The organism is Bradyrhizobium sp. th-b2, assembly GCF_000426785.1.
Lineage (GTDB): Bacteria > Pseudomonadota > Alphaproteobacteria > Rhizobiales > Xanthobacteraceae > Bradyrhizobium > Bradyrhizobium septentrionale.
Genome location: NZ_AUGA01000001.1, coordinates 188416 through 201748, shown reverse-complemented (window position 1 = coordinate 201748; position 13333 = coordinate 188416). Strand labels below are relative to the sequence as shown.

Annotated in this window: 10 protein-coding genes and 1 tRNA gene; 7 read left to right on the top strand and 4 right to left on the bottom strand. The window is 61.6% G+C overall.

The genetic code is table 11. From position 1 onward, the window contains the following. Positions 1 to 45: 45 nt before the first annotated feature. On the bottom strand, positions 46 to 1461 hold the full coding sequence (locus K359_RS0100960; RefSeq protein ID WP_029077647.1) for a toll/interleukin-1 receptor domain-containing protein: 1416 nt from the start codon (positions 1459 to 1461) through the stop codon (positions 46 to 48). A gap of 315 nt (positions 1462 to 1776) precedes the next feature. Between K359_RS0100960 and K359_RS0100955 the strand changes: the two genes are divergently transcribed. From K359_RS0100955 to K359_RS0100940, 4 genes are all read left to right on the top strand, one after another. After that, positions 1777 to 2916, top strand: coding sequence for a patatin-like phospholipase family protein (locus K359_RS0100955; protein ID WP_029077646.1), 1140 nt, complete (start codon positions 1777 to 1779; stop codon positions 2914 to 2916). Positions 2917 to 3029: 113 nt separating this feature from the next. Further along, positions 3030 to 3614, top strand: coding sequence for a hypothetical protein (locus tag K359_RS0100950; protein WP_029077645.1), 585 nt, complete (start codon positions 3030 to 3032; stop codon positions 3612 to 3614). Between the two features lie 12 nt (positions 3615 to 3626). Then, a complete protein-coding gene (locus tag K359_RS0100945) occupies positions 3627 to 4967 on the top strand; it encodes a TRAFs-binding domain-containing protein (RefSeq protein WP_156928298.1) in 1341 nt (446 codons plus the stop codon). 166 nt (positions 4968 to 5133) lie between these two features. Further along, entirely contained in the window at positions 5134 to 8079 is a 2946-nt protein-coding gene (locus K359_RS0100940) for a toll/interleukin-1 receptor domain-containing protein (protein ID WP_029077643.1), read from the top strand. Between the two features lie 19 nt (positions 8080 to 8098). Here the strand turns inward: K359_RS0100940 and K359_RS0100935 are convergent. Together K359_RS0100935 and K359_RS0100930 are read right to left on the bottom strand one after the other, a co-directional pair. Then, positions 8099 to 8172 (bottom strand) — tRNA-Ser (locus K359_RS0100935). Between the two features lie 33 nt (positions 8173 to 8205). Beyond that, positions 8206 to 8871 (bottom strand): O-methyltransferase, encoded by a 666-nt coding sequence (locus K359_RS0100930; protein WP_029077642.1) that lies wholly within the window; start codon positions 8869 to 8871, stop codon positions 8206 to 8208. A 94-nt stretch (positions 8872 to 8965) separates the two neighbouring features. On the opposite strand from K359_RS0100930, the gene K359_RS0100925 reads away from it, so the two are divergent. From K359_RS0100925 to K359_RS0100915, 3 genes are all read left to right on the top strand, one after another. Beyond that, positions 8966 to 9598, top strand: coding sequence for a TetR family transcriptional regulator (locus K359_RS0100925; RefSeq protein ID WP_029077641.1), 633 nt, complete (start codon positions 8966 to 8968; stop codon positions 9596 to 9598). A gap of 370 nt (positions 9599 to 9968) precedes the next feature. After that, the gene (locus K359_RS0100920) at positions 9969 to 10247 is read left to right on the top strand and encodes a hypothetical protein (RefSeq protein WP_156928297.1); all 279 of its coding nucleotides are present in this window, start codon (positions 9969 to 9971) and stop codon (positions 10245 to 10247) included. Positions 10248 to 10433: 186 nt separating this feature from the next. Beyond that, positions 10434 to 10898: a RidA family protein gene (locus K359_RS0100915; RefSeq protein WP_029077639.1), complete on the top strand. Its 465-nt coding sequence runs from the start codon at positions 10434 to 10436 to the stop codon at positions 10896 to 10898. 735 nt (positions 10899 to 11633) lie between these two features. Here the strand turns inward: K359_RS0100915 and K359_RS0100910 are convergent. Continuing rightward, positions 11634 to 13037, bottom strand: coding sequence for a porin (locus K359_RS0100910; protein WP_084518227.1), 1404 nt, complete (start codon positions 13035 to 13037; stop codon positions 11634 to 11636). Between the last annotated feature and the right edge of the window lie 296 nt (positions 13038 to 13333).

Here is a 13333-nt window from a genome sequence, read left to right as displayed (position 1 = left end):
GTGCCGGGTCCGGTCGAGCCGGACCTTTGCTCTCGCTTGGCTGGGTTACATCGGCCGCAGCTTCTCGACCCTGCCCTGGGTTTCGACAAGCAGCTGTTTCATGAAGTCCTTGTTGCGCTTCAGCCAAGGCTCCAGCGTCTGCCTGATGTCGCCTGGCGATCTCTTCTCGACGGCCTGCGCGAGCCTGGTCTGAAACGTCCCCCAATCCTTGAACATCTCCTTCAGCAGCGCATCGTCGGAGATGTTGATCGCCGATTTGATGTCGCCGACGGTCTCCAACTCGCGCATATTGCTCTGCCGCAGGATCGAATCCAGATTCTCCAGGCATTCGTGGTAGCGCTCGAGCAGATCGTCCCATCGTTTGGCGTTGACGTCATCGTCCATGCCCTCGACCGCGTTGTACAAGGGTTCGAGAAATGACCAGCGGAAGCGCCTTGCCAGCCGCAGCAGGATTGACAGGAAGACGATGTCCTTTGGCATGTTCTGCGCGACCATCAGGCGGGGATCCTCGCTGAAGGGCGGCATCGGGACGAAGATGAGGACGACCGAGAATGGCGTGTTGTCGAGATATTCGAGCCGGGCAATGACCGGCTGAAAAAGCTTCAGGTCGCGGAATATCGGGCTCAGCACCTGTTCGCGGCTGCGGCGGCTTGCGATATCGACGTCGGCGAACGAGTTCGCGATATAGTTGGTCAGTTCGTCGAGCCAGGCACCGCTGTCGCAGCGGTTTTGCGCGCGGAGCAGGTCCTCCCAGTCGAGCTCCGCCGTATCGGGACCGGACAGCAGCGTGACAGTGGCGGCATCCGCCTCCAGCCTGGCATCCTTCAGGAATCCGCGCGCGCGGTCCGCAGGGGCGAGCGGCGCCAGCGAATCGGCCTTTTGCCGGAATGACAGCTCGTCGCTGAACACGATGCGCAGCCTGAGCCGAAACAGCTCTTCCGGACGGGTGATCTGCATGAATTGCGCGTGAATGTCCTTCGCCGCATCGTTGAATTCGCGGGCGTGGTTGGCATTCAGTCGCGGCCGGAGCGGGACGTTACCGAAGGTCGGTTTCACGAACAGATCCTCGAGAAACCGCCGCACATCGTCTTCGCCGATGCCGTAGAACTCGTTCTCCGCCAGCATCGGGAACGAAGGCGAACTATCGACCGAGAACCACAGCACTTTCGACATCAGCTTCAGCGCGCGCTTGTAGCCGTCGAACTGCGAAATCTCCGACGCGCACCAGGTCCAATTGTGCTCGGCATTGGTGTGGATGAAAATCAGGCAATCGGCCCTGGCCGTGTTGTCGATCATCCATTGGCGCCACTCCGAGCCCCCGGGGATTTCCTCGCACACATAGCACTCCACCGGACGCTGGCGGTCGAGGCTGCTGAGATATTCGAGCCGCGCCTTGAGCAGGCGCGCGAGATATCTGTCTTCGGCGCGATGGCTGAGAAAGACCGAAAAATCATCCGGCATGGCAAAACCCTATCCGCATGAATGTTATGCGACGGCTGGCCGCATCTTCGTCGGCCAAATTCCGTGGCTCGCCGCGGACGGAATGATATCCCGTCTTTCAAATCCGCGATCGCCGGGCAAGAAAAAGAAAAACCGTCTGCCAGTGAAATATCTCACTATACCTTAGGGTGTATCGCGTGCAAGCTGACTGCCGCGGAGAGCCGGCGCGCGAAATTGTCCGGCTCCGGCATCGAATGACTAAAATTGTAAGCAAGCCGATGCGCCGGTTGGGCGCGTTGCTTCATTTCATGACGTCATGGTTCCGCGGGGGCAATTATGCCGAAGACCAAGCAGCAGCATCTCGATCGCGACGCCGGACCGAAGCGGATCCTGGCTCTCGATGGCGGCGGCATTCGCGGCATCCTGACGCTCGAATATCTCGCCGCGGTCGAAGCGATGTTGCGCAGGCGGTACGGCAAGGACGATCTCCTGCTTTGCGACTATTTCGATCTGATCGGCGGCACCTCGACGGGATCGATCATCGCGGCCGGACTGGCCTGCGGCATGACGATCGACGCCTTGAAGAAGCTTTATCGCGGGATCGGCACCGACATCTTTCAGGGTTCGTTCTGGCGGCGCGGGCTGCTGGCGCCGAAATTCAAGGCCGACGCCTTGCAGCGCGCGCTCGACGCTCAGCTCGGCGCCGACACGGCGCTCGGCGGCGATCACATCCGCGCCGGGTTGATGATCATGACCAAGCGGCTCGATACCGGCAGTCCCTGGCCGCTGCATAACCATCCGGACGCGCCCTACGCAAAGCAGGACGGCGCGTTGCGGCTGACCGAGGTGGTTCGCGCCAGCACCGCGGCGCCAACCTATTTCGAACCGCAGAAGATCACGATCTCGGCGCGCGACGGCAGCACGGTCAGCGGCGCCTTCGTCGACGGCGGCGTCAGCCCGTTCAACGATCCGGCCCTGCAACTCCTGATGCTCGCGGCACTCCATGGCCATGGCTTTCGCTGGCACACCGGCAAGGACAATCTCCTGCTGATCTCGGCCGGTACGGGCGTGTTCAAATCGACGTTCTCGACGGATGAGATCGTCCACATGCCGGCGGCTGAGCAGGGCGTGCGGTCGCTGCAATCGCTCATGGACGATTGCGGGCGGCATAATCACGGCATGCTGCAATGGCTGACGAACTGCCTGACGCCGTGGATGATCGATCGCGCGGTGGAAGACATGGTGGCCGACAGCCAGAGCGGGCCGCAACTCGCGACCTATGCGCGCTACAACGTACTGCTGGAAACCGACTGGTTGAGGAAGACGGTCGCCATCGACCGGACGCCGGACGCGCTGGTGAAGATCGCGGCGATGGACAACCCGAACAACATGGACGAGCTCGCCGACATCGGACGACTCGCAGCAATCAGGCAGGTCAAGCCGGATCACTTCCCGCCGGCCTTCGATATCAAATGATGCCGCGCGGAGCAGCTTCTCAACACGCAAATCCCAGTTTCGACAAGCAATTCGCCTTCAGCTAAGTTCGCCACCGAGACACGATGATCCAATCATTTAGTCGAGGTGTCGCGATGACCACAGAGCCGGATGCCAGATCACCGAACAAGGTGGTTCTCTTCAGCGGTCACATGATCGATGCGCCAGATCGAAAAACGCCCCGCTTTCCGCCGGACAAGGAGCCGGCAGCCGCCGCTGCGATCGCCGATGCGCTTTTGCGGATCGGTGCGGCCGAAGGCGATCTTGCCATCTGCGGCGGCGCTTGCGGCGGTGACCTGCTGTTTGCGGAAGCGGCTCTGGCGCGGGGCATGCGGCTTGAGATCTATATTCCGTTCGACGAGCCGACCTTCCTTGCCGGTTCGGTGGATTTCGCCAGCGGCAATTGGCGCGCGCGCTATTTCGCGGCCAAATCGCGCGCGACGCTCCACGTCATGCCCGACGAATTGGGGCCAATGCCGGCCGGCGAGAACGCCTATGAGCGCGACAATCAATGGATGCTGGAGCGGGCCGCGCGATATGGCGGCGAAAGGATCGCCTTCATCTGCCTGTGGAACGGCGAGGGCGGTGATGGTCCTGGCGGCGCGAAGCACCTGATGGAGGAAGCGGGGCGCCGGACGACGTGGATTTACTGGCTGGATACACGAAAATTATGGGACTGAAGGATTTGCAAGATGCCGTCGTGTTTCATGATCATGCCTTACGGCCGCAAGGCGACCCAGGCTGACCCCAAGCTTGGCCCGGCCGAGATCGATTTCAATGCGCTTTGGGATCGTGCATATGTTCCGGCCATCAAGGCGCTGGGCTATGAGCCGGTGCGGGCCGATCAGGACACCAGCGCGTTGATCGTCAGCGAGATGCTAGAACGAATCTACTTCGCCGATCTCGTGCTGGCCGACATGACGATCCCGAATGGCAACGTCTATTACGAGGTCGGCATTCGCCACGCGTCGCAGAAGACGGGATGCGTCCTGCTCGCGGCCGACTGGTCCAAGCAATTGTTCGATGTCGTCCAGCTGCGGACCGTCCGCTACCCGCTGCCCGAAGGAGAGATCACGGCGGCAACCGCCGCCGCCATGCAGGCCGCGATCAAGGAGCCGATCAGGGCGCTTTCCGACGGGATTTCGCCGATGCACCAGTCGATCCCGGGCTATCCCGACAAGGTGGATCCACGCAAGGCGACCGTGATGCGAGGTCAACTCGCGGAGCAAGCCGCGTTCCAGACCAAGATACGCGCGGTCCGCGCTGCGCCTGCGGCCGAGCGTATGAAGCGCGCCCAGGCGTTGATCGCAGCTGAGGGCAATCCACCCGCGACCTATGCGAAGGCGCTCGCCCTGCTGTTGCTACTGCGCGACTGCGTCGACACCACTGCCGATTGGAACGTCGTGCTGGATTACATCAAGAATCTTCCCGACCGTTTCGCGAACGAGCCTGAGGTCCAGGAAAACCGCGCTTTCGCCGCTGCCCAGGTCGGTAACGAGATCGAGGCTATTGCCGAGATCGAAACGCTGATTGACCTGGCGGGACCGACACCGGAACGTCTGGGCCTGATGGGTGGCCGCTACAAGCGCCTCGCCAGAGCCACAGCGGCCTCCGCCGCAGAGCGCAATCAGTCGCTCGTGAAGGCGATCGGCTGTTATGAACGGGGTATGGAGCTTGATCTCAACGCCTATTATTGCTCCGGCAATCTGCCGCGTCTCTATCGCACGCGTGGGAGTGCAGGTGACGAGGAGCGCGCGCAGTCGACACTTCGGCTGGTGATCGCCTCTTGCGAGCGGGCCCGGCGGATGCAGATCGCGGACGAATGGCTGCGCCCGACGCTGCTTGCCGCGGCTTTCGACCTCGGCGAGCCCGACAAGGCTGACGAACTTGCTGATGCCGTGATTGCCGAAGGTCAGGCCAGATGGAAGGTGAGCGCCATGCTGAGTGATCTCGAAAACACCGTTTCGCATGTCGATGACCCCGCAAGGCGCGCGCGATTGTCTGCGATCATCGACAAGATCAAGACGGCCTGACCGCCGCGCCATCTCGGCGGCATGGTGACGACTGCTCTGTGAAGCATGGTGCCGGCACGGTCGGCACATGACCGCCGCGAGCCACCAGGCTCGCGCGCTGTGATCACGGCGGAGGCATAGGGCTCATTGCCACTGCATTTGCTATTTTCAAAGGCGGTAAAGATCGATGGTTGCGACCCCGGCGATTGATCAAAAACAGCTCGGCGTCTTCATCTCATATTCGCGCAAGGATGTCGATTTTGCGCAGAAGATCGTCGCCGCGCTGGAAGCGCGCGGATTGACACCGCGGATCGACACCCGCGATCTGCCAAAGCTTGAAGATTGGCGGCGGGAGTTGCTGGGCTTTATTCGTGAAGCCGACGCGGTCGTTTTCATCGTCAGCCCAAACTCGATTCTGTCGCCGGTTTGCGCGTGGGAGGTCGAGCAGGTCGCCGCGCTCAACAAGCGCCTGGCTCCGATTGTTCTCGAACGGGTATCCGACGACCGCATTCCCGAAGCCATCGCCAGGATCAACTACCTGTTCTTCGACAAGGCAGACGATTTCGATGCACGGGTCGACGAGCTCGCGCACGCTTTGCAGACGGACCTTGTCTGGCTCAAGGAGCACACGCGGGTCGGCGAACTGGCTCGCCGCTGGGACGAGCGAAACCGGCCGGGCGGCCTGACCCTGCGGGGGCAAGAACTGCAGAGCGTGGAACATTGGATCGCCTCGAGGCCGCGTGGGGCGCCCGAGCCGACGGCTCTTCACAAGAGCTTTGTCGCCGAGAGCCGGCGTGCTGCCACGCGCCGGCTGCGCCTGACGGTCGCTGCGTCGCTCGCCGTCGGTGTGCTCGCGTTGGGTTTGGCGGCCTTTGCGGTGACCCAGCGGCAATTGGCGGAAGCCAGCCGGTCGAATGCCGTCCGGACCCTCGCCACCTCCGACTTCCGCCAGGGAACGTCGCTGTTGGAAAACAACGACACAACGTCGGAAGGGATGGCGTTGCTGTCGCGGTCCGTCAGGGAAGGACAGGACAAGCGCGCCCTTGCAAGACTGTGGACGCTGCTTCAGCAGCGGCGCTTCTGGCTGCCGGCGCAGCCTGACGGCACGGCGGCCGTTGCCGCCGGTCCCGTGCAATCGGACGCAATCCCGGACGCAATCAAGAAAAGGTACAAGAGCGTTACGGTCAACGGGACCTCGGCACAGGTCAAGTTCATCTCCGTGAGCGGCGACGGCAAACGAATATTCACCGCAATCGGCGACAACGTCGAAGCGACCGATGCCCAATATCGGATCTGGCGCAGTGACGGAACACCTGTCACACCCTGGATCAAGCCGCCATACAACGGAATAAGTTACGTCGCTTCACTCAGAGGCTACCTGTCGTTGGACGGAAATCTCTTGGCTCTGGAAGTCACTGGGTGGAGAGAGAGTGCCTACCTGCAAATCATCGACCTGAAGACCAATCAGCAAATTGGCTCCGACGTGAGAGCGACCGGACGACTCCCGAACAGTCAAAACGTCCAGTTCTCACGGGTGCAGTTTCTGCCTGAGCCGGCTCACGCCGGCGCCGATTCCAGCATGCTGCTGTTCACGGTGTCCGAGAAGGGAGACGCCGTCATATTCCGGGTGGATCCGTCTGGCATCGACATGATTGCGAAGAGCGAACATGCCGCGCCAATCGTCTTCGCCGAGCTGGACGCCGCACACGAATGGCTCATGACGTCGAGTTCCGACGGGATACTGCGCGTCACCCGTCTGGCCGGCGGCGCTGGTGGGGAGCTGATTGGCAATGTGCTGCATCTCGCGAGCGCTGCGACGTCGATCAACCGAGTAGGCAACGATCGAATTGTCGTAACTCTCGGTCCCGGCAACTCCCCCTTCTTTGCATTGAGCTCGGTCGTGAAAATGCCTTTGGCGGGCCCGGTCGTCAGCGAGCAGGTATCCACCGGATGCAAGCGATGGGATGACGACGTTCTTTACGCCATGGACGCTCCGGCCGACGGGAAGCTGCGCACATCGAAAGGTGAATTGTCTCGGCCCGAACCGCGACAGCTCGCTGTCGTGAGGGATGGGGTGCAAGTCGCCGTGTCGCCGGTCTTTTCCAACGAAGTCATCCTGGTGTGTCTTGGCGAGGGCGGAGATAGCCTTGCGGTTACGACAAGCGATTTTGTCACCGAAGTATGGACGACCGACTTTTCGCGGCGCCTTGGTCTGCCGATCGTGGAACGGCGCTTGTTCGGCCAGGGAACCACGCCTCAGTCGACGAAGCGCGTGTTTGTCCCGCGCGACAACCGGCGCGCGTTGATCGCAAGTTCGCTTTGGGATCCGCCGAACGTGGACCTTCAATGGTACAGCCTTTGGGATTTGGAAACGGGCTTGCCCCTCATGGATCGCACACTCTTCGAAAATACCATGAGTGACGATGAAGTGGAGCGCGCAATGATCGATCCGGACGCCAAATACGTTGCCTTCACGGGCCACTCAAACAAACGATTTGTTGCCCTCGCCTCACTGGATCTGACCCCGCCTGAAACGGTGAGCGGCTGGCTCCCCGATCTGGTCGAGGCGCTGGGAGGCCTCGCGATCAACACTGAGGGCGCGTTCGAACCGGTGCCTGATCGGCCGGGGAAAATGAGGCAGGGGTTCGAGAGTATCCGCCAGTTCGCGCCAGGCGTTGATCCCGGCTCCAGGCCGGGACCTCCATCAGGCCGCAGCGAGGCCGGTCCAGCACCAAACGTCACCTCTTCGCCGGTACCTCCGGTCGCTCGGGTCCAGCCTGATCCCGGGCCAATCGTTGCGTCTCCGTCGCCGATAAACTCCTACGATCCCGTCGGCACGGTCAGAGCGTTCTATCTTGCGCTGTCGCGAGCCGACGGCGATTTGGCGCAGACGTTTGTTATTCCTGAAAAGCGGGGCGGTGGTCCGTTCAATCCGACCAGCATTCGGCAATTCTATTCGAACCTGCCATCGCCGATGGAAACGCTCAGCGTCGAGCTTGCAAGCAACGATGTGGTGAACGTGAAGTATCGCTTTGTGCGGCCAAATGGCAGCGAGTGCCGCGGCAACGCCGCGGTAACCACTACCTTCAGCGGCGGCAAGACCCTCATTCGCGGTATTGCCGCAAATTGTTAGCGCAGGCAGCGCGGTTTGATGGCGCCCCTGGCCGCAATCAAACCAGCACTCCTTGAACTCAAGTCGAGCGCGTCGGCCAGTTCCGCAACGGGCATTGCCTGACCGCGCGCTTCGCCCGCCTCCGCCTCAGCCAAGCCGCATCGACAGCTCGACGTCCTCGCCGAACGGCACCGACAGGTAGCCGCTTGCCGGGGAGCGCACGCGCGCCAGATAGTCGAGGCTGAAGTCGGCGTTGTCGGCGACCACGAAGGCGCCCGGCTTGAGGCGGTGCTCCACGAGATCGAGGATCTCGGGGTAGAGCGCCTTGGCGCCGTCGAGCAGCACGAGGTCGATCGTATCGGGCAGATCGGTGCGCAACGTCCGGAGCGCGTCGCCCTCGCGGATCTCGACTAGGTCGTAGAGGCCGCCGGCGACGAGATTGTCCCTGGCGCGCACCACCTTGGACGATTCGAACTCGCTGGTGATCAGGCGGCCGCCGCCATTGTCGCGCAGCGCGGCGGCAAGATGCAGCGTCGAGATGCCGAACGAGGTGCCGAACTCGACGATGCTGCGCGCGCCGCTGCCGCGCGCCAGCATGTAGAGCAGCGTGCCGGTCTCGCGCGAGACCGCGAGCGGCACGTTGCTCAGGCGGCCGTAGAGCGCGCGATAGTCGGTCTTGCTCCGCAACAGGCGCGTCTGCTCCTCGTCGGTGAGGTCAGCCACCGCGAGCTGGGTTTCTTCCCGCGCGGCGGAAGCCTGCTCGAACAGGCGATCGAGCAGGCCCGCGAGCTCAGGTGAAATGAGGGTGGTCATATCCGGTCTCCGGTCTGAAAGCGGCGCGTCCTTGCGCTCCGTCAGAAATACGAATAATTATTCGCATTCGCTAATCGCATTCCAGATGAAGTCCATGACCGAGCGCCGAAGTTCTTCAATTTCCTCGCGAAAACAGCCGCAACAGGCCCGCTCGTCCGAGCTCGTCGCGGCGATTCTCGATGCCGCTGTTCAGGTTTTGACCAAGGAGGGCGCGCAGCGTTTCACCACGGCGCGGGTGGCCGAGAGGGCCGGCGTCAGCGTCGGCTCGCTGTACCAGTATTTTCCGAACAAGGCGGCGATCCTGTTCCGGCTGCAGAGCGACGAGTGGCGACAGACCACGACCCTGCTGCGCGACATCCTCGAGGACGCAAAACGGCCGCCACTCGACCGGCTGCGCACGTTGGTGCACGCCTTCGTCCGCTCGGAATGCGAGGAGGCCGCGGTGCGCGTCGCGCTTGGTGACGCCGCGCCGCTCTATCGCGATGCGCCGGAAGCGCGCGAGGCGCGGACGTCGGGCGAGCGCATCGTCGAGACTTTCATGCGCACGGCCTTGCCGAAGGCGTCCGACGCGGTGCGCGCGATGGCCGGCGATCTGATCGCGACGACGCTGAGCACGGTCGGCAAGGATTTTTCGGAAAGCCCGCGAACGCAGGCGGAGATCGAGACCTACGCCGACGCCATGGCCGACATGTTCTGCGCGTATCTGAGGCGCCTTGGACGACGTTGAGGCGTCTGCAAATCGCGCCGCGGCCGCGCCACGCGTAGCCCGACAGGCGAAGCGTGGTGCCCAACCTATGTCCTTCGCAGCTGTCCTTCAAACCGCCGTTTTAGCGGCCTATCGATAATTCCCGCCGGACGTCGTGTCACGGGTGAAACACCTCATAAGCGGAGTTCCGCTTCGCAGTTAACCTGGCGCGCAGCGCGGCGTCAGATCGCGGCAAATATTCTTCCTCGATCTCGGCCGGGTATGTTAGGCAACGGTTCGTTGGTCGGTCGTCCCTATGAGGAAGGTCACTGACGCCTTGCGGGCTGGCTCGAGGCGTGTCGCAACGTGCAGCCCCAATCGCTGGCAGATGATGTCCGACGGAGATTTTCAGATGAAGTTTATTCCCCTCACGGCGTTTCTCATCCTTGCCTGCCAGGTTATTGCTTGCCACGGCGCTGCGGCTCAAACGTCCGGATGCTCGGCGATCAGCAATTCCAATGACCGGCTGGCCTGCTATGACAAGGCTGCCGCGATCACGGGTGGAAGTCCGGACAAGGGCAAGACCGCCTTATCGGATCCGTCGGCCAAGCGTGGCAGCGTCGTCGAGATGCTTGCTGATGAAAATGCAAAGCTGAACGCCAAGCTCAAGACCATCTGCCGCGGCTGCTGACACTGCCCAATGGCAAGTGATCTGATCGCGATGACGCTGGGCGCGGCCGGCAGGAGCTGAGCCGCCGGCGCAATTGCTCCGAGAGCATGATCTCGGTACCGCTTCACGCCGAACTCGGCTATCAGGAGCGCCCGACGGAGGTCACGCCGCGATCCGAGAAGAGGGCCAGTTCGCTGGCAGGCAACCGTGAAGCTCGAACAACGTCTGCACGAACTCAACATCGAGCTGCCGATGTCGGCGGCGGCCGGCGGCGCCTATGCACCGGTGGTGGTCCACGGCGACACCATCTATGTCAGCGGCCAGCTTCCGCGCGATGGTGACAAGGTGCATGTCGTCGGCCAGGTCGGCCGCGATGTCACCTTGGAAGACGCCAAGCGAGGTGCACGGCTGGCGCTGATCCGCGGACTGGCCGCGATCAAGGCGCATCTGGGCTCGCTCGACAATATCACGCAGATCTTGAAGCTCACCGTGTTCGTGCACAGCGCCGCGGATTTCAGCGGTCAGACGGCAGTCGCCGACGGCGCATCGGAACTCATCATGGAGCTGTTCGGTCCCGAGCGCGGACTGCACACCAGGACGAGCGTCGGCGTCGCGCAGCTTCCACGCAACGCAGCGATCGAGGTCGAGTTGATCGCAGCGCTGGCGCGCTAGAGCGTTTTCGAGCGAAGTGGACACCGGTTCGCGTGAAGAAAACGCGTCAATACAACAAGCCAGAGCTTCGGTTCTGATTCAATCAGAACCGAAGCTCTAGCCTAAGCCGCTTGGTCGCGACACGCGCGGCAACAGTCAAACGATCAGAGGCCGCCTCGGTTGGCGGCCTCTTTCATTTCAATGTCGTCAACGTCATTCTGTTCTTTCAAGGACGCAACCCTTGTCGCGAACCACGGCCGACATCGTCGACTAATGATCAGCCCGTGGGATTGCGGGTTCGTTGTAGTGATATGCTCTCGACAAGGCGTATATACCCACCGTCACAATGACGAGTAGCAACAGGGCAGAGCCCAATATCGCGATCCTGTCTCTCTTGCTCACGACAGCCCCAAGACCTTTGCCGAGTCCCACGGCGCCTATGATATCCAATGAATTTTAGCACTGGAAGCGGTGCCTAACATCAGGGCGCTTACCGCTACGCTTTTTCTAAAGATCGGCTTAGGTTCTCTGACAACAAAAAATTGGCCCGGCGTGGTGCCGAGCCAAAGGTTACGGGGGCATCCGTACCGCAGTCAGAATGAAACCTGGATTCCCGTCGATACCGCACTCAGCGTCTGCCCCGGCATCGGCCCGCCGGTCTGAGTTCGCGGCGAAAGGTCCGGCGCGCCGTGCCCCTCGCCAGCTCCCAGACCGTAATGGGCGCCTGGGCCCTGCGTGAGGTGGGCCGCTACGAGATTAAAGACTGGTGTGCTCGTTCCAGTGATATTTTGCTCCGACCGAGTACATGTTGGCGCGGTCGTCTAGGCCAGGAAATTTCGGGCTCCCGGGGGTCTGGCCTGCGTGCGCATACCCCGCCATCAGATCGATCCCAAAACCGATGTCCTGGACGTCGCTGACGTAGAGTCCCGAACGCTGCCGTTCATTGGTGGCTGCCACAACGCCATACCTGTAGAGTTCCTCATAGATGACGGAGACTTGGTTGTTGAACGGCAGATGATAGGACGCGCCGACCTTGGCAGCTGCCTCGTCGGCGATGACACCGCCTTTGTCGGATTCTCTGTTGACATCCTTGTGCAGTTCGTAGGCGGCGGTGAGGTACAACGGACCATAGGAATAGTTGACCGCAACGCTGTAGGCATCCTTGAACGCGCCGTCATTGCAGAGCGTCTGGGTCCCTTGCGCGTTTGGCGTAGCGCCGTTCAAGCTAGGTTGCTGCGAGCCCGAGCAGACGAGTTCGCCGACCGGAAAGGCGTTGTTGCCAGCAGCGGCGAGGTCATCGAGCTTTTGGCCAGGCGAGTAAAGCGCGTTAACGGTGAAGCCATAGAATTCGTGCGAGTCGAAGAAGACCGAATGCGGCATGCGATAGTCAAATTCGGTGCGGCCTTCGCCTGCTGAATTGCCCATGATCGAGTTGTAATCGCCGACGCTGCCCTTGAAGGGGTTCATTAGGGCGGTCGATCGCTTGTAGGGCGTGTCATCCTTCCCGGCCATGAACCTGCCGATCGGTGTGTCAATGCCGACGAACGAATTGCGCGATCCGATCGAACTCGCGACGCCAGGCGTTGCCGACACCTCTGCCATGGTCTCGATCTGGTAGATTGCCCGCCAGTAGGGTGATCCGAGGTCGATACCTCCCGCGACCCCCAGAAACGATTCGTTGCTGGAGACTTGATTGATCGATTTTACGCCATTGTTGGCTCGATCGAACGACAAATCGAGGAAACCGTACAAGCCGACATCGACTCCCCACACTCGCGTGCTCAACGTATTGCCGAGCACAGGTGCCGGTCCCCTAACGATTCCGGTTTGCGATATCCTTGCGACCTGCGGAACCTCTGCGATATCGGGCGAGGTGGTGTTCGGTGGAGCGGGGATCTGAACACCCGCGGGCCAAGGCGACTGAGGGACCTTTTTCGGAACTTCTGTATTTGTCCCCCGCGCCGCGACACTCAGGCGTGGCGCCGCCGCTAATGCGTCGAGTTTCGACTGCAGCGCTTTCTGAGATGCCTTCATCTGCTGCATCTCACGGCGTAGCATTTCGATTTCCTGGGTGGTTGCATCCTTATCTTCGGCCGCGACCGCGTTCACAGTCGATCCGAAGCAGATGACGCAAGCCATTGCCACTATCACGCTCTTCATTCGATCCTCCCCCTTTTTGAAATCAACTCTGCAGCGGAACGACACGCGTGACCGGCGATCTTCGATCGCATGGTTCTTGTGCCTCCCCCCGACGCAACTTGTCCTCGCATGAATCTGCGAGTGGAGAGACCGTAGGAGGCTTGAATTAGCTGATGCAGAGGCGCGCGATTCATGATGTCGATCGCGCGAGGTCTGTCGCAAATTTGGCACCACTTTGCTTCCGCAATGCGATGCAGCCGTGTTGCAGCACAGCGACGAAGGTGCGGAATGGGGCCCTCGACGGCCGGCATGACGAA